Origin of the sequence: Bacteroides caecigallinarum (assembly GCF_016901995.1) — a bacterium.
GTDB lineage: Bacteria > Bacteroidota > Bacteroidia > Bacteroidales > Bacteroidaceae > Phocaeicola > Phocaeicola cellulolyticus.
Map to the genome: position 1 here is coordinate 102,616 of NZ_JACJLE010000001.1, position 16,868 is coordinate 119,483.

General features: G+C 38.2%; 25 protein-coding genes. 1 reads left to right on the plus strand and 24 read right to left on the minus strand.

Annotation, left to right across the window (positions count from 1 at the left end):
• Nucleotides 1-10 precede the first annotated feature (10 nt).
• The 24 genes from rpmD to H6A61_RS00605 all read right to left on the minus strand — a co-directional run bounded on the left by rpmD (nucleotide 11) and on the right by H6A61_RS00605 (nucleotide 12,605).
• Nucleotides 11-187 carry a 50S ribosomal protein L30 gene (gene rpmD / locus H6A61_RS00490; RefSeq protein WP_154043480.1) on the minus strand — a complete coding sequence of 59 codons (177 nt, stop codon included), beginning with the start codon at nucleotides 185-187 and terminating at the stop codon, nucleotides 11-13.
• Nucleotides 188-197: 10 nt separating this feature from the next.
• Nucleotides 198-713: a 30S ribosomal protein S5 gene (gene rpsE, locus H6A61_RS00495; protein WP_204390357.1), complete on the minus strand. Its 516-nt coding sequence runs from the start codon at nucleotides 711-713 to the stop codon at nucleotides 198-200.
• 6 nt (nucleotides 714-719) lie between these two features.
• A complete protein-coding gene (gene rplR / locus H6A61_RS00500) occupies nucleotides 720-1,061 on the minus strand; it encodes a 50S ribosomal protein L18 (RefSeq protein ID WP_154043482.1) in 342 nt (113 codons plus the stop codon).
• A gap of 21 nt (nucleotides 1,062-1,082) precedes the next feature.
• On the minus strand, nucleotides 1,083-1,652 hold the full coding sequence (gene rplF, locus H6A61_RS00505; protein ID WP_154043483.1) for a 50S ribosomal protein L6: 570 nt from the start codon (nucleotides 1,650-1,652) through the stop codon (nucleotides 1,083-1,085).
• Between the two features lie 15 nt (nucleotides 1,653-1,667).
• Nucleotides 1,668-2,063: a 30S ribosomal protein S8 gene (gene rpsH / locus H6A61_RS00510; protein ID WP_154043484.1), complete on the minus strand. Its 396-nt coding sequence runs from the start codon at nucleotides 2,061-2,063 to the stop codon at nucleotides 1,668-1,670.
• Between the two features lie 58 nt (nucleotides 2,064-2,121).
• The gene (gene rpsN, locus H6A61_RS00515) at nucleotides 2,122-2,421 is read right to left on the minus strand and encodes a 30S ribosomal protein S14 (RefSeq protein ID WP_154043485.1); all 300 of its coding nucleotides are present in this window, start codon (nucleotides 2,419-2,421) and stop codon (nucleotides 2,122-2,124) included.
• Between the two features lie 6 nt (nucleotides 2,422-2,427).
• Nucleotides 2,428-2,985, minus strand: a complete 558-nt coding sequence (rplE, locus tag H6A61_RS00520; protein ID WP_204390358.1) for a 50S ribosomal protein L5 — start codon at nucleotides 2,983-2,985, stop codon at nucleotides 2,428-2,430.
• 3 nt (nucleotides 2,986-2,988) lie between these two features.
• Nucleotides 2,989-3,309, minus strand: coding sequence for a 50S ribosomal protein L24 (rplX, locus tag H6A61_RS00525; RefSeq protein ID WP_154043487.1), 321 nt, complete (start codon nucleotides 3,307-3,309; stop codon nucleotides 2,989-2,991).
• Between the two features lie 20 nt (nucleotides 3,310-3,329).
• The gene (rplN, locus tag H6A61_RS00530; RefSeq protein ID WP_154043488.1) at nucleotides 3,330-3,695 is read right to left on the minus strand and encodes a 50S ribosomal protein L14; all 366 of its coding nucleotides are present in this window, start codon (nucleotides 3,693-3,695) and stop codon (nucleotides 3,330-3,332) included.
• Between the two features lie 2 nt (nucleotides 3,696-3,697).
• On the minus strand, nucleotides 3,698-3,955 hold the full coding sequence (rpsQ, locus tag H6A61_RS00535; protein WP_154043489.1) for a 30S ribosomal protein S17: 258 nt from the start codon (nucleotides 3,953-3,955) through the stop codon (nucleotides 3,698-3,700).
• An 11-nt stretch (nucleotides 3,956-3,966) separates the two neighbouring features.
• On the minus strand, nucleotides 3,967-4,161 hold the full coding sequence (gene rpmC / locus H6A61_RS00540) for a 50S ribosomal protein L29 (protein ID WP_154043490.1): 195 nt from the start codon (nucleotides 4,159-4,161) through the stop codon (nucleotides 3,967-3,969).
• 7 nt (nucleotides 4,162-4,168) lie between these two features.
• Nucleotides 4,169-4,600, minus strand: a complete 432-nt coding sequence (rplP, locus tag H6A61_RS00545) for a 50S ribosomal protein L16 (protein WP_154043491.1) — start codon at nucleotides 4,598-4,600, stop codon at nucleotides 4,169-4,171.
• 21 nt (nucleotides 4,601-4,621) lie between these two features.
• Entirely contained in the window at nucleotides 4,622-5,353 is a 732-nt protein-coding gene (gene rpsC / locus H6A61_RS00550) for a 30S ribosomal protein S3 (protein ID WP_204390359.1), read from the minus strand.
• A gap of 6 nt (nucleotides 5,354-5,359) precedes the next feature.
• The gene (rplV, locus tag H6A61_RS00555) at nucleotides 5,360-5,770 is read right to left on the minus strand and encodes a 50S ribosomal protein L22 (RefSeq protein ID WP_154043493.1); all 411 of its coding nucleotides are present in this window, start codon (nucleotides 5,768-5,770) and stop codon (nucleotides 5,360-5,362) included.
• A gap of 37 nt (nucleotides 5,771-5,807) precedes the next feature.
• Entirely contained in the window at nucleotides 5,808-6,077 is a 270-nt protein-coding gene (rpsS, locus tag H6A61_RS00560) for a 30S ribosomal protein S19 (protein ID WP_013618002.1), read from the minus strand.
• A gap of 22 nt (nucleotides 6,078-6,099) precedes the next feature.
• Nucleotides 6,100-6,921, minus strand: a complete 822-nt coding sequence (gene rplB / locus H6A61_RS00565; protein WP_154043494.1) for a 50S ribosomal protein L2 — start codon at nucleotides 6,919-6,921, stop codon at nucleotides 6,100-6,102.
• 8 nt (nucleotides 6,922-6,929) lie between these two features.
• Complete coding sequence (gene rplW, locus H6A61_RS00570; protein ID WP_154043495.1) at nucleotides 6,930-7,220, minus strand: 50S ribosomal protein L23; 291 nt, start codon at nucleotides 7,218-7,220, stop codon at nucleotides 6,930-6,932.
• Between the two features lie 19 nt (nucleotides 7,221-7,239).
• A complete protein-coding gene (gene rplD / locus H6A61_RS00575) occupies nucleotides 7,240-7,869 on the minus strand; it encodes a 50S ribosomal protein L4 (RefSeq protein WP_154043496.1) in 630 nt (209 codons plus the stop codon).
• Nucleotides 7,869-8,486 (minus strand): 50S ribosomal protein L3, encoded by a 618-nt coding sequence (gene rplC, locus H6A61_RS00580; protein WP_154043497.1) that lies wholly within the window; start codon nucleotides 8,484-8,486, stop codon nucleotides 7,869-7,871. The genes rplD and rplC overlap by 1 nt, the downstream gene beginning before the upstream one ends.
• A 20-nt stretch (nucleotides 8,487-8,506) precedes the next feature.
• A complete protein-coding gene (gene rpsJ, locus H6A61_RS00585; protein WP_002558075.1) occupies nucleotides 8,507-8,812 on the minus strand; it encodes a 30S ribosomal protein S10 in 306 nt (101 codons plus the stop codon).
• 91 nt (nucleotides 8,813-8,903) lie between these two features.
• Nucleotides 8,904-11,021: an elongation factor G gene (gene fusA, locus H6A61_RS00590; RefSeq protein WP_154043498.1), complete on the minus strand. Its 2,118-nt coding sequence runs from the start codon at nucleotides 11,019-11,021 to the stop codon at nucleotides 8,904-8,906.
• Nucleotides 11,022-11,052: 31 nt separating this feature from the next.
• Entirely contained in the window at nucleotides 11,053-11,529 is a 477-nt protein-coding gene (rpsG, locus tag H6A61_RS00595) for a 30S ribosomal protein S7 (protein ID WP_154043499.1), read from the minus strand.
• 149 nt (nucleotides 11,530-11,678) lie between these two features.
• On the minus strand, nucleotides 11,679-12,083 hold the full coding sequence (gene rpsL, locus H6A61_RS00600) for a 30S ribosomal protein S12 (RefSeq protein ID WP_154043500.1): 405 nt from the start codon (nucleotides 12,081-12,083) through the stop codon (nucleotides 11,679-11,681).
• A gap of 183 nt (nucleotides 12,084-12,266) precedes the next feature.
• The gene (locus H6A61_RS00605) at nucleotides 12,267-12,605 is read right to left on the minus strand and encodes a DUF3467 domain-containing protein (protein WP_154043501.1); all 339 of its coding nucleotides are present in this window, start codon (nucleotides 12,603-12,605) and stop codon (nucleotides 12,267-12,269) included.
• 135 nt (nucleotides 12,606-12,740) lie between these two features.
• Here H6A61_RS00605 and H6A61_RS00610 point away from each other — a divergent pair, with 135 nt between their 5' ends.
• The gene (locus tag H6A61_RS00610) at nucleotides 12,741-16,805 is read left to right on the plus strand and encodes a hybrid sensor histidine kinase/response regulator transcription factor (protein WP_204390360.1); all 4,065 of its coding nucleotides are present in this window, start codon (nucleotides 12,741-12,743) and stop codon (nucleotides 16,803-16,805) included.
• The last annotated feature ends 63 nt before the right edge of the window (nucleotides 16,806-16,868 follow it).

Genomic DNA, 16,868 nt, shown 5'->3' on the forward strand with positions numbered 1-16,868 from the left:
TAACAATATATTACTTAACGATTTGTACAAGGTGCTTTACCTTCTCAATCATACCAAGGATTGATGGAGTTTCTTCGTGTTCAACCACACGATTCATCTTACGAAGACCAAGTGCATCCAATGTTCTTTTCTGGTCAGCAGGAGCACCAATTCTACTCTTAATTTGCTTAATCTTTATAGTTGACATGTTTTCCTCCTTATCCTCTAAATACTTTATCCAAACTTACACCTCTGTTCTGTGCAACCATTCTTGCATCTCTCATTTCGCCCAAAGCCTTGATAGTAGCTTTAACCAAATTGTGAGGGTTTGAAGAACCTTTTGACTTAGCCAAAACGTCAGTTACACCAACACTTTCAAGTACTGCACGCATTGCACCTCCAGCAACAACTCCTGTACCTGTAGAAGCAGGCTTAATGAAAACTTCAGCACCGCCAAATTTAGCAGACTGTTCGTGAGGAACAGTTCCTTTCAATACAGGAACGCGAGTAAGGTTTTTCTTAGCAGCTTCTACACCTTTAGCAATTGCTGCTGTAACTTCACCAGCTTTACCAAGTCCCCAACCGATGATACCATCTTCATTTCCTACTACAACAATAGCAGAAAAGCTGAATGTTCTACCACCTTTTGTAACTTTAGTAACACGGTTGATAGCAACCAGTCTATCTTTTAACTCTATATCGTTAGTGATCTTAACTCTATTATTAACTGCCATAATTCATTAAAATTTAAGTCCACCGTTACGAGCAGCATCAGCTACTTCTTTTACTCTCCCATGATACAAGTAACCATTACGGTCGAATACGACAGTCGTAATACCAGCTTCCTGAGCTTTCTTAGCGATCAATTCACCAACTTTAGCTGCCTGTTCTTTCTTTGGACATGCTTCCATACCAAGAGATGAAGCTGCTGCAAGTGTTTTACCATTCAAGTCATCGATTACTTGAACGTAAATCTGCTTGTTACTTCTAAATACACTCATACGCGGACGTTCAGGAGTACCTGAAATTTTATTGCGTACTCTATATTTGATCTTAATTCGTCTTTCTATTTTTGTTGTCATAATTATACGTATTTAAGTGAATTATTTAGCACCAGCTGACTTACCAGACTTTCTACGAATTTCTTCGCCAACAAACTTAATACCTTTTCCTTTGTAAGGTTCAGGCTTACGGAAAGAACGTATTTTTGAACAAACCTGACCGAGCAGCTGTTTGTCACAAGATTCCAAAATTATAAGTGGGTTCTTATTTCTTTCAGACTTAGTTTCAACTTTTACTTCAGGTGGCAACTGCAAAAATATATTGTGTGTATAACCTAATGCGAAATCGATTATATTTCCATTATTTGAAGCACGATAACCTACACCGACAAGTTCCAACTCTTTCTTGTAACCCTGAGAAACACCAACAACCATGTTGTTGATCAATGCACGATACAAACCGTGGAAAGCGTGACGCTGCTTTGGGTTATCAAGCAAAGCATTTTCATTCTCAGTCAATACAACGTGACCATCAGCTATTTCAACATTGATAGAAGGATCAACAAACTGACTCAATTCTCCTTTAGGTCCCTTAACGCTAACTACATTATCCTTAAGAGTTACTGTAACTCCTGAAGGTATAGAAATAGGCAATTTACCAATTCTTGACATAGTTTATCCTCCTAATTAATATACATAACAAAGAACTTCACCACCTATTTTCAATTCAGCAGCTTCCTTGTTTGTCATTACACCTTTGGAAGTAGATATGATTGCAATACCTAATCCATTAATTACTCTCGGCATGTCTTTGTATCCAGTGTATTTACGCATACCTGGAGTTGAAACTCTAATAAGTTTCTTAATGGCGTTAACCTTGTTAACGGCATCATACTTCAAAGCCACTTTGATAGTTCCCTGAGGACCATCTTCTACAAATTTGTAGTTCAGAATGTAACCTTTGTCAAACAAGATTTTTGTAATCTCTTTTTTCAAATTTGATGCAGGCACTTCTACTACTCTGTGCTTAGCACTAATTGCATTTCTCAATCTAGTGAGATAATCTGCTATTGGATCTGTCATAAAATAAAATTGTTAAATTAATCAGGACTACCCTGACAATATTTAATAATAAAAAATCTTACCAGCTAGCTTTCTTTACACCCGGGATCAAACCGTTAGATGCCATTTCACGGAACTGAATACGTGAAATTCCGAACTGACGCATATAACCTTTTGGACGGCCAGTAAGTTTGCAACGGTTGTGCAAACGAATCGGATTTGAGTTTTTAGGAAGATCTTGCAATTTCTGTGCAGCTTCAAAAGCTTCAACAGGATCACCTGTATTAACGATTTTCTTGAGTGCAGCACGCTTCTCAGCATATTTTGCAACAAGTTTAGCTCTCTTTACTTCACGAGCTTTCATTGATTCTTTTGCCATAGCTTATCAATCTTTTTTAGCGTTTTTAAACGGTAAACCGAATTCTTTCAAAAGAGCATAACCTTCTTCATCAGTCTTAGCAGAAGTCACGAAAGTGATATTCATACCTAAGATTTTTGTGATGCTATCTATATTGATTTCAGGGAAGATAATCTGCTCCTGGATACCAAGAGTATAATTACCTCTACCATCAAACTTGCTTTCAATACCTTTGAAGTCACGGATTCGTGGCAAAGCTACACGAACAAGTTTTTCAAGGAATTCATACATTCTTTCACGACGCAAAGTTACCATAACACCGATAGGCATTTTTTTACGTAACTTAAAGTTTGCGATATCCTTACGAGATACAGTCGCAACAGCTTTCTGACCAGTAATTGCAGTCAACTCGTTTATTGCAACATCAATGATCTTCTTGTCAGCTACAGCCATTCCCAAACCTTGATTGATAACAATCTTCTTGAGAACCGGAATCTGCATTGTTGAAGAATACTGGAATTGATTCTTCAATGCTGGAGCTATACGCTCAGCATATTCTTTCTTAAGGCTTGCAGTATTACTCATTTATTAGATCTCCTCTCCTGATTTTTTTGCATAACGAACAAATGTTCTTCCGTCAGAACTTTCTCTTCTACCAATTCGTGTTGGTTTGCCTGTTTTAGGATCAACAGGGTTAAGGTTTGAGATGTGAATAGGAGCTTCCTGTTTCACAATACCTCCCTGAGGGTTCTTAGCATTAGGCTTAGTACTCTTAGATACCATATTGATACCTTCTACCAAAGCGCGTCCTTCTTTAACAAGAACTTTCAACACACGTCCAGTCTTACCTTTATCTTCACCAGAGTTAACGTAAACTGTATCGCCTTTTTTAATATGTAATTTACTCATTACTTAAATCTTTTACAAAATTAAAGTACTTCAGGTGCCAAAGAAACTACTTTCATGTTTGCATTACGCAATTCTCTCGCAACCGGACCAAAGATACGACTTCCTCTAATTTCGCCAGCGTTGTTAAGCAATACGCAAGCATTATCATCAAAACGAATATAAGAACCGTCAGCACGACGAATTTCTTTCTTAGTACGTACGATCAGGGCTTTTGATACGGCACCTTTTTTAACATCACTTGAAGGGATTACACTCTTTATTGAAACTACAATAACATCCCCAACAGAGGCATAACGTCTTTTTGTACCACCTAAAACACGGATACAAAGAGCTTCCTTAGCACCACTGTTGTCACACACTGTAAGTCTTGATTCTGTCTGTATCATGATTACTTAGCTCTTTCAATAATTTCAACTAATCTCCATCTCTTAGTTTTGCTCAATGGACGAGTTTCCATGATACGAACTGTATCGCCTGGAAGACATTCGTTCTTCTCATCGTGAGCATGGTATTTCTTCGTTTTGCTAACGAACTTACCATAAATAGGGTGTTTCTCTTTAAACTTAGCAGCAACAGTAATGGTCTTATCCATCTTGTTGCTAATAACAACACCAGTTCTTTCTTTTCTTAAATTTCTAACTTCCATGTGGACCATTATTATTTGTTAAGTTCTCTCTGACGCAATTCTGTCTTCATTCTTGCGATAGTTTTACGCAACTGTTTAATCTGAGCAGGATTAGCCAAAGGAGAGATTGAATGATTCAAAACCATCTGTTTGTAATTAGCTTCTTCAGTCTGTATTCTTTCAGCTAATTCGCTAGTAGCTATTTCTCTTATTTCTGCTATCTTCATATCTCAATTAAGCATTTTGACTTGCGTCGTAATCACGTCTAACAATAAACTTAGTAGTAACTGGAAGTTTCTGAGCTGCAAGGCGCAGAGCTTCTTTAGCAATATCAAAAGGAACTCCTTCAACTTCAATCAGGATACGTCCTGGAGTTACCGGAGCAACAAATCCTTCTGGAGAACCTTTACCTTTACCCATACGTACATCGGCAGGTTTACGAGTAATAGGTTTATCAGGGAATATACGTATCCAAATCTGTCCCTGACGCTGCATATATCTTGTTACAGCAATACGAGCTGCTTCAATCTGACGTCCAGTGATCCATTTTGTCTGCAAAGATTTGATACCAAATGTACCAAAAGCCAACTGATGACCTCTCTGGGCATTACCTTTAGCGCTACCTTTCTGCTGTCTTCTGAATTTTGTCTTTTTCGGTTGTAACATAATTCCTAAAATTCAAATTCGTTAGCGATTGTTGTTTCTTTTCTTACGGAAATTCTTTCCACCATTGTTTGCACCGTTGCTACGGCCTGTTTCCTTAGTCTGTGTGAAGTTAGGAGCTAACTCACGTTTTCCATAAACTTCGCCACGGCATATCCATACCTTAATACCAAGAAGACCTACTTTTGTCAATGCTTCAGCATGACAATAGTCGATATCAGCACGGAATGTATGAAGTGGAGTACGTCCTTCCTTGTACATTTCTGAACGAGCCATTTCAGCACCATTCAAACGTCCGGAGATAAGGATCTTTATACCTTCAGCGCCCATACGCATTGTGTTAGCAATTGCAGTCTTGATAGCGCGTCTGTAAGCGATTTTTCCTTCAACCTGACGTGCAATGTTATTAGCAACAATCACAGCGTCTAACTCAGGTCTTTTTACTTCGAAGATATTAATCTGAATATCTTTGTCAGTGATCTTCTTCAACTCTTCCTTCAACTTATCAACTTCCTGACCACCTTTACCTATGATAATACCTGGACGAGCAGTGCATACAGTGATTGTCACCAATTTCAGAGTACGTTCAATTACAATTCTTGAAACGCTTGCTTTAGCAAGTCTGGCATTCAAGTACTTACGGATTTTGCTATCTTCGAGCAAAGCGTCACCATAATTTTTGCCACCGTACCAATTTGAATCCCATCCTCTGATAATTCCTAAACGGTTGCTTATCGGATTAACTTTCTGTCCCATCTACTCTTAATTTTGATTATCATTAGTATTTTTAGAATCAACGAACAAAGTCACATGATTTGAGCGTTTGCGGATTCTGTATCCTCTACCCTGTGGAGCTGGTCTCATACGTTTAAGAGTTGCACCACCATCAACATAAATCTTAGTTACAAACAGTTCACCGCTTTCAGCCTTACGTTCGTTTTTCTGTTCCCAGTTAGCAATAGCAGAGCGTAACAATTTTTCCACTCTTGCAGAAGCTTCTTTAGAAGAAAACTTCAGTACACCAAGTGCTCTATTCACTTCCATTCCACGGATCATGTCAGCCACGAGACGCATTTTTCTTGGAGATGTAGGAACATTCTGCAACTTGGCAAAATACATGGTTTTAAGGGCTTCTTTTCTTTTTTCAGCCGATATTTTTTTTCTTGCTCCCATTATTATTTACTTTATTATTTTTCAAACAAGTTTCCTGTTATTTTTTCTTGTTACCGGCGTGTCCACGGAATGTACGAGTAGGAGCAAATTCTCCCAACTTGTGACCTACCATGTTTTCTGTAACATAAACAGGAATAAATTTGTTACCGTTATGAACTGCAATAGTATGCCCAACAAAATCAGGCGAAATCATTGAAGCTCTGGCCCAAGTCTTAACAACTGATTTCTTGCCGCTTTCATTCATAGCAAGCACCTTCTTTTCCAGTTTTACATTAATATATGGACCTTTTTTTAATGAACGACTCATAATTTACTCAATTAATCAGTTATTACTTTCTTCTCTCAATTATATACTTAGAAGACTGTTTCTTAGGTGCTCTAGTCTTCAAGCCCTTAGCATACAAGCCTGTACGTGATCTTGGGTGACCTCCAGACTGACGTCCTTCACCACCACCCATTGGGTGATCAACAGGGTTCATTACAACACCACGGTTGTGTGGACGACGACCTAACCAACGAGAACGTCCTGCCTTACCAGAAGATTCAAGTGCGTGGTCTGAGTTACCTACACTACCGATAGTAGCTTTACAAGCACTCAAGATTTGTCTTACTTCACCTGAAGGCAATTTGATTACACAATATTTTCCTTCACGAGAAGTCAACTGAGCAAAATTACCAGCCGATCTTACTAAAGCCGCACCTTGTCCTGGACGTAATTCAATGTTGTGAATAACTGTACCTACAGGGATGTTTTCAAGCGGAAGTGCATTACCAATCTCAGGCGCTGCAGTCGCTCCAGACATCAAAGTGCTGCCAACTTGCAATCCATTAGGAGCAATAATATATCTCTTTTCTCCATCAGCGTAGAACAACAAAGCGATACGAGCCGAACGGTTTGGATCATACTCTATTGTCTTAACTACTGCTGGAACACCGTCTTTATTTCTCTTGAAGTCGATGAAACGGAATTTTCTCTTATGACCACCGCCGATATAGCGCATTGTCATTTTACCAACGTGGTTACGACCACCAGTAGAACGCTTTCCACATACAAGAGATTTTTCTGGTACCGATGCAGTAATTTCTTCAAAAGTACCAATAATTTTGTGTCTCTGCCCCGGTGTTGTGGGCTTAAATTTACGTACTGCCATCTTATTTATTAAATATTGCTATAAAAATCAATAGTATCGCCTTCTTTCAATGTCACTATTGCTTTTTTGTAAGCATTAGTACGACCTTTAATCAGGCCAGATTTAGTATAACGGCTCTTGTTCTTACCAGCATAACGGATAGTGTTAACATTAAGAACTGTTACGTTATACAAAGCTTCGATTTCACTCTTAATCTCTAATTTGTTAGCATCAGGACGCACAATAAAACCGAAACGATTGAACTTTTCAGTTATAGCTGTCATTTTTTCTGTTACTAACGGTTTAATAATAATTCCCATTTTACTAAGCCTCCTTTAATTATTTAACTAAGGTTTCCTCGATAGCTTTCAATGCACTCTCAGTTACAACAAGAGTTTCTGCATTCAATACAGAGTAAGTATTTAACGCAGAAGCAATTGCCAAGTTTGTACGCTCTAAGTTACGAGCGGACAAATATACGTTTTTATTTGCTTCCGGCAAAACCATAAGTAGCTTTTTGCCAGCCACTTTCAGATTATTCACAACATTTATAAATTCTTTAGTCTTTGGAGCTTCAAAACTGAAATCTTCAACTACTACGATGTTGTTACTCTGAGCCTTATAAGCTAAAGCAGATTTACGTGCTAAAGCCTTAACCTTCTTATTTAATTTAAACCAATAATCACGTGGTTTAGGACCAAACACGCGAGCACCACCTACCAAAAGTGGAGAGTTGATATCACCGCGACGTGCACCGCCACCACCTTTCTGACGACCCAATTTACGAGTAGAACCGCTAATTTCGCTTCTTTCTTTTGATTTGTGAGTTCCCTGGCGCTGATTAGCCATGTACTGCTTAACATCAAGATAGATAGCGTGATCGTTTGGTGTAATACCGAAGATAGCGTCGTTAAGAGCTACTTTTCTACCAGTATCTTCACCTTTAATATTTAATACGTTAACTTCCATTATTTCTCAATTATTACGATTGAACCTTTGTAACCTGGAACTGAACCTTTGATAAGAAGAAGGTTATGTTCAGGAATTACTTTTAATACCTGCAAGTTGTGAGTAGTCACTCTATCACCACCCATTTGTCCGCCCATGCGCATTCCTTTGAATACTTTTGCTGGGTAAGAACAAGCACCGATAGAACCCGGTTTACGAGCACGGTTGTGCTGACCGTGAGTAGTCTGTCCAACACCACCGAAACCATGACGTTTTACAACACCCTGGAAACCTTTACCCTTAGAAGTACCAATAACGTCAACATAAGCTGAATCATTGAACAATTCTACAGTAATAGTGTCTCCTAAATTCAATTCCTGTGAGAAATCTTTGAACTCGGCCAAGTGTCTCTTTGGAGTTACACCAGCTTTCTTAAAGTGTCCCATCAATGGTTTTGTAGTGTGTTTTTCCTTTTTGTCCTGGAAACCTACCTGCACTGCAGCATAACCATCTTTTTCTACACTCTTAATCTGAGTAACTACACAAGGACCAGCTTCGATAACAGTGCATGGTACATTCTTACCATCAGCACTGAATACGGATGTCATTCCGATTTTCTTTCCTAATAATCCTGGCATTTCAGTTAAATTTTAATTGATTAAACTTTAATTTCTACTTCTACTCCACTTGGTAACTCTAACTTCATCAAAGCATCTACTGTCTTAGCAGTTGAGCTATAGATGTCGATAAGTCTCTTATAAGAAGACAATTCAAACTGTTCACGTGACTTCTTGTTTACGAAAGTCGAACGGTTAACAGTAAAAATTCTTTTGTGAGTTGGCAATGGAATAGGACCACTTACGATAGCACCTGTTGCCTTCACAGTTCTTACAATCTTTTCAGCTGACTTATCAACCAAGTTGTGATCGTAAGATTTCAGTTTAATTCTGATTTTCTGACTCATTGTTAAATTTTTAATTAATTATTATTGATAAGATGAAGCATGAGGGCTAAGAGTCATTCGCTAGCCCTCATAGGCTTCAAGATATTATTTATTAAACTAGATCAACGCGACCTTTAACTTCTTCAAGAACAGTCTTAGCGATTGAGCTTGATACCTGTGCATGGTGATCGTATGACATTGATGATGTAGCACGACCTGAAGTGATTGTACGCAAAGCAGTAACATAACCGAACATTTCAGCCAGTGGTACCATAGCTTTTACAATACGTGCTCCTGAACGGCTTGATTCCATACCTTCAACCTGACCACGACGTTTGTTCAAGTCACCGATAACATCACCCATGTTTTCTTCAGGAGTTACAACTTCAAGCTTCATGATAGGCTCCATCAAAACCGGACCTGCCTTAGCACAAGCATTCTTGTAAGCCTGGATTGCACAGATTTCGAAAGACAACTGGTCTGAGTCAACCGGGTGGAATGAACCATCCTTCAAAACAACCTTCAATGAATCGAGAGGGAAGCCGGCCAACACACCATTCTTCATTGCAGTCTGGAAACCTTTCTGTACTGAAGGGATGAATTCCTTAGGCACGTTACCACCTTTAACCTCATCGATGAACTGAAGTCCACCTTCTTTGTAATCTTCGTCAACTGGGCCGATAGTTACGATGATATCAGCAAACTTACCACGACCACCAGACTGTTTCTTATAAACTTCACGAAGCTCTACAGTCTTAGTAATAGCTTCCTTGTAGTTAACCTGAGGACGACCCTGGTTACATTCAACCTTAAATTCACGTTTCAAACGGTCGATAATGATATCCAAGTGAAGCTCACCCATACCAGAGATAACTGTCTGACCTGTCTGTTCGTCAGTTCTTACAGTAAATGTTGGGTCTTCTTCAGCAAGTTTAGCCAAACCGTTAGAAAGTTTGTCAAGGTCTTTCTGAGTCTTAGGTTCTACTGCGATACCGATAACTGGTTCAGGGAAGTCCATAGACTCAAGAACGATTGGAGCAGTTTCGTCGCACAAAGTATCACCTGTACGGATATCTTTGAAACCAACACCTGCACCTATATCACCAGCGCTGATTACTTCAACTGGGTTCTGCTTGTTTGAGTGCATCTGGAACAGACGAGATACACGTTCTTTCTTGCCTGAACGAGAGTTAAAGATATATGAACCGGCTTCAATCTTACCTGAGTAAACGCGGAAGAAAGTCAAACGACCAACGTATGGGTCAGTTGCAATCTTAAACGCCAAAGCAGAAGTCTTTTCATCTTCATCTGGTTTACGATCTTCTTCAGCACCAGTAGTTGGGTTTGTACCAACAATGTTTGGAGTATCTAGAGGAGAAGGCAAGAAAGCGCAAACATAGTCAAGAAGAGTCTGTACACCTTTATTCTTGAATGAAGAACCGCAGAACATAGGAACGATATCCATTTTCAATGTTCCGGCACGGAGAGCACGTAAGATTTCTTCTTCTGTGATAGTAGAAGGATCATCAAAATACTTCTCCATAAGCGCTTCGTCGAACTCAGCTACTTTTTCGAGCATTTTATCTCTCCATTCCTGAGCTTCATCAACAAGGTTAGCTGGGATTTCTTCTATATCATAGTCAGCGCCCATTGTTTCATCGTGCCACAAGATAGCTTTCATCTTTATAAGGTCAACTACACCTTTAAAGTTTTCTTCAGCACCAATAGGAATAACCACCGGACATGGATTAGCACCCAATACATCCTTCATCTGACGAACTACTTCGAAGAAGTCAGCACCAGAACGGTCCATTTTGTTAACATAACCGATACGTGGTACATTGTACTTATCAGCCTGACGCCATACTGTTTCTGACTGTGGCTCAACACCACCTACAGCACAATAAGCTGCAACAGCACCGTCAAGAACACGCAATGAACGTTCAACCTCAGCAGTGAAGTCAACGTGTCCCGGAGTGTCAATAAGATTTATCTTGTATGTATTACCTGCATATTTCCAACGAGTTGTAGTAGCTGCAGAAGTAATTGTAATACCACGTTCCTGTTCCTGCTCCATCCAGTCCATTGTTGCAGCACCGTCATGAACCTCACCGATTTTGTGTGTCAGACCTGTGTAGAACAATATACGTTCAGAAGTTGTTGTTTTACCGGCATCGATGTGAGCCATGATACCGATATTACGGGTCAAGTGCAAATCTTGTTTAGCCATTTTAATTACTAGTTATTAAATTATTACTTGATTAAAATCTGAAATGCGCAAATGCACGGTTAGCTTCAGCCATACGATGCATATCTTCTTTACGCTTGAATGCACCACCCTGCTCGTTGTAAGCATCAAGGATTTCAGCAGCCAATTTATCAGCCATACACTTTCCACCACGTTTACGAGCAAACAATATCAAGTTCTTCATTGAGATTGACTCCTTACGTTCAGGACGAATTTCAGTAGGAACCTGGAAAGTTGCACCACCGATACGGCGTGATTTAACTTCAAGCTGTGGAGTCACATTATCAAGAGCCTTTTTCCATACATCTAGAGCAGAAGTTTCATCTGCAGGCAATTTAGTGCCAACTACATTAAGAGCACCATAAAAGATTTCATAAGAAGTATTCTTCTTTCCATCATACATCAGATGGTTAACGAATTTAGAAACCTTCTGATCATTAAATACTGGATCCGGAAGGATCACACGTTTTTTTGGTTTTGCTTTTCTCATTTTGTTTGACAATTTATGTTTAGTTTGGGGCTGCACCTCTGTTCGCTTCAACATCTCCTCCGAGATATTTACTCAACCTTAAAGCTTTTCCAACAAACCAAAACGAAATTAATAAAGTCTTTACTTAAAAGGATTGTACTCAGCTAATATTATTTTTTACCTTTAGCCGCTGGAGCCTGTCCTGGTTTTGGACGTTTTGCACCATATTTAGAACGTCTCTGTGTACGACCTGCTACACCTGCAGTATCCAATGTACCGCGAACGATGTGATAACGTACACCTGGAAGGTCTTTCACACGACCACCACGTACCAATACGATTGAGTGTTCCTGCAAGTTGTGTCCTTCTCCTGGGATATAAGAGTTAACTTCCTTAGAGTTTGTCAGACGCACACGAGCAACTTTACGCATTGCTGAGTTAGGTTTTTTCGGAGTTGTAGTATAAACACGAACGCAAACACCACGTCTCTGAGGACATGAATCAAGCGCTGGTGATTTACTTTTCTCAACCAAAACCGTTCTTCCTTTTCTTACTAATTGTTGAATAGTAGGCATTTTGTTTGATTTTTAAATTTATATTATTGTTTATTCAAATTCCAATCCTAAAGCGAAACTACATATTTCGGGTTGCAAAGGTACGAATAAGTTTTTAATACACAAACACTTTTAATAATAAAAAAGGCCCGATTTGCATAAATAACGGCAAATCGGACCTAATTAAACATTTTTTATTCTTTTTTAAGCTTCACCTTTAAAATCACTCAATGGCGGAACAAAAGTTTTTCCTCCATTTTCATTATTTGCATTACGCTCTTCCGGCATTTTCACCGTACCAAAGTTGCGTTCATATTTAATCATATTATCCTGAAGGGCATACATGAGTCTTTTGGCATTTTCAGGAGTCATGACTATTCTTGATTGTACTCCTGCTTTTGGCAAACCAGGCAATACAGAAACAAAATCTATTATGAATTCTGAAGTTGAATGTGTTATAATAGCCAGATTGGCATAAGTACCTTTTGCTACATCTTCTTTCAGTTCTATCTGTAGCTGATTATTTTTATTTTCGTTTTCCATGATAATTTATAATTTATAGAATTAATATCAGGACAAATATATGACAAATAATATAGCCATACAAGAAAAGAATATAAAAAGTTATATGCCGACTAACAAAAAAAATCGTTACATTTGCCATATAACATAGTGCCTATGAATTATTTAAACCTTCCATATATATACATTATTCTGCTGTCATTGTTCTATTCAGTTACAGCATCATCTCAATCTGTAGCATTCAATCATCTCACTACAAAAGAAGGGTTATCACAACTTTCAGTGAACAGTATATATGTAGATGAATTCGGAATCCTTTGGATTGGAACAAGAGTAGGTCTAAACATATACGATGGTCAAAAAATACACACAATTAATAAAGAAAAGTCCGATCCAAACAGCCTGCCTTCAAATATTATATTACAAGTAACGGGGAACAAAGATGGAAAGGTTTATATATTGAGCCCCGACTGTGTCAGTGAACTAAATATCATGACACAAAGATTCAAAATATTAAAAGAAGACAAAATAGGCTGTATTTATTATAAAGACAAACTTTATATAACAATAGGTAATTCAATATTAACCTATAACGACAATGGTTCATTCGAAACATTTTATACACTTCCAGACAATTCGATTAAAACTATAAACTCCCTCATCGTTGACAACGAAGGAAACATGTGGATTGGAACACCATCATATGGCGTATTCAAATACGACACGCAAAATTCTACAACAAAACACGTAATAGAACACGGCAATATCACCAAAATGTATATTGACCAAGAAAAGACTTTATGGATTGGAAGCTGGGAGAACGGGCTTTATACCATAAAAAAGGATGGAGAAATAAACAACTATAAAACCGGCGATATCAAAAGATCAATATCATCTGACTTTGTTAGAGCAATATGTCAGGACAACCAAGGGAATATCTGGATTGGGACTTCCAACGGCATAGACAAATATGACAGGACAAACAGTGAATTTATCCACTATTCTTCTGGCAAAACAGACCATGACCTAACAGATTCATCCGTATGGTGTATAGAAAAAGACGCCCAAGGTACCATTTGGATAGGAACATATTTTGGAGGAGTCAACTATGTAAACCCCGAATACTCAATCTACAGAAGATACTACTACTCAAAAGAAGAAGGAAAAGGATTAAGCAGTCCGGTAGTAGGAAGAATGACAGAAAACAAAGACGGTAAAATCTGGATTGCGACCGAAGGCGGTGGAGTAAATCTTCTTGACAGAACTAGCAGAACCATAAAATGGCCGAAAGGAATATCGGGTCCATCAAATTCACTTTCACACAATAATGTCAAATCATTATATTACGATGAAGCCAGAAACACACTTTGGATAGGAACTCACACCGGAGGACTGAACAAATACGACATCAAGACCGGACGTATAACCCTATATATGCATCACAGTGGTAACGAAACCTCTCTCCCGTCAAATATCATAAGAGACATCGAGCCTTACACCTCAGACAGTCTGATCATAGCCACTCAAAACGGAATATGTATTATGGAAAAGGAAAGTGGCAAATGCAGGCATGTACTGCACAATCTTCCTAACGGGAAATCCTTAGGAATGGTAGCCGATATTACACTGGATAAAAACAATAATCTGTGGATTGCGGCGACAGGAGAAGGAGTATATGTCTATAACATGTCATCATCCAATGTAAGGAATTACCGTAATGATACAACACGGGAGGGAAGCATCAGCAGCAATAATATAAATAACATAATAACAGACAGCAAGAACAATATATGGATATGTACATCCGGTTGTGGTCTTGACTTGTATATACCCGAAACTGACAGCTTCAGGAATTTCGACAAACAAAATAACAATCTGGCAAATGATTGCATATACCAGGCCTGTGAATCGCCGGTAACCGGAAACTTATTGCTTATCACGACTGACGGTTTCTCAATCTTCGACAAAGAAAAAAAGATATTCTACAATTATAATTCCCAAAATGGTTTTCCTATTGATGCTGTCAATGAAAACGCATTATATATAGCCTCAGATGGTGAAGTATTCTTAGGAGGAATACGAAATATGGTATCGTTTTATGAGAAAGACCTGTTTCTTAAGCATAAGCCTTACAGCATTATACTCACCGGCCTTGTTGTTAACGGCAACTACATAAATGTAGGAGATAAAACTGGTATTCTTAAAGAATCACTTAATTATACCAGACAAATTACATTGTCGCACAAAGAAAATATATTCAGTATTGATTTTGCCGTAACCAATCATATACCGGAAAACAGAGATAAAATAATATATAAGCTTGAAGGATTTTCTGAACAATGGAACGAAGTCAGAAATTCCAATGAAATAACATATACAAACCTGAATCCTGGCTCATATACACTGATAATAAAAGCTCAGAACGAAGATACATCCGTATGCAAGCCTATAAGAATTGATATAAAAATCAAGACCCCATTCTATAAAACACCGATAGCATATCTAATCTACACACTATCGGCTGTATTGTTATTATGGTATATCATCAGTATTTATATAACTCGTTTGCGCCTGTCCGAATCATTGAAATTAGAACAAAAGCATGCCGAAAACATAAAAAAAGAAAATCAGGCACAACTTAAACTCTTCACTAACATATCGCATGAATTCCGCACACCGCTTACCCTTATAATATCACAAATAGAAACTCTTATACAAAACAACAGATTTACCAATCAAACATACAACAAACTTTCAATAGCTTACCACAACTGCATGCAACTGCGTGAACTAATCACCGAACTGCTCGACTACAGGAAGCATGAGATGGGACATCTAAAACTACAGGTATGCCATAACGACATCATACATTTCATTAGAGAAAATTATATTCTGTTCAGCGATTATGCTTCCAAGAACAATATAACCATTGAGTTCAATACAGAGTATGAAAGTCTGAACCTATGGTTCGACCCCAAACATTTTCAGAAAGTTATAAACAACCTCCTTTTCAACGCAATTAAAAGTACTGGCAATGGAGGCAAGATATCTATAGAAGTAAAGAAAGACAATAAAAACGCTATAATATCAATATCAGACAACGGTAAAGGAATACCTGCTAAAGATATTGACAAGATATTTGATATCTTTTATCAGGTAGAAGATTCTAACAGCTCAATACCTGGAACAACAGGTTCTGGTATAGGTCTGGCCTTTGTGAAGACTATTATAGACATGCACCATGGAAATATTAAAGTAAACAGTAAGGAAGGAGAAGGCTCAACTTTCAGTATTAGCCTTCCACTAGGTAAGGCACATTTTTCAAAAAGTGAAATCATTTTCTCACAACCTACCGATTACTCTCCTCCTGTATTTAACTCTCCTACCCCTATTATTCAATCAGATGAATCGGAAAGCACAACAGAGATAGCTGAAATTTCATCAAAACTACAAAGCAAACCACAAATGTTCATAGTTGAGGACAATGAACAAATACGTGCCATGCTGAAAGAGATTCTATCTCCGTTCTATTACATCCGTTCATTTGCCACAGCAGAAAGCGCGATATCTGAAATAGAAGCTACTATGCCGGACATTGTAATAACCGACGTAATGATGCCGGGAATGGATGGAAAAGAGCTATGCAAGAGAATCAAGTCCAATCCTGCCACAAGTCATATACCTGTAGTCCTATTAACCGCACAGAATGCGATAGACCAATACATAGAAGGTCTTAGGACTGGAGCCGACGACTATATCACAAAGCCGTTCAATACCCAATTGCTGATATCAAGATGTAACAATCTTGTCAACTCACGTATTCTTCTTCAGGAAAAATTCAGCCATAAGCCGGAAACGACAGTACAAATGCTTGCCAGCAATAAAATAGATAAAGAGATACTCGACAAAGCAATATCTATTATTGAAGCAAACATTAGCAATACTGATTTTAACATGAACACCTTTGCCAGAGAAATGGGCATGGCCAGAACTAATTTATTTGCTAAAATAAAAGCTATTTCAGGACAGACGCCGAATGACTTTATAATTAGCATACGTCTAAAGAAAGGAGCCTATCTTCTACGGAATAATCCTGAGCTAAACATCACAGAAATTGCAGAAAAAATAGGTTTCAGTTCACCAAGGTATTTTTCAAAATGTTTTAAGGATATCTATAATATAAGTCCACTAACTTATAGAAAAGGGAAAGACGAAAAATGAAGTTTGATACATAAAAAAACGCCTTGACGTTTTTTAAATGTCAAGGCGTTTTTAAAGCACTTT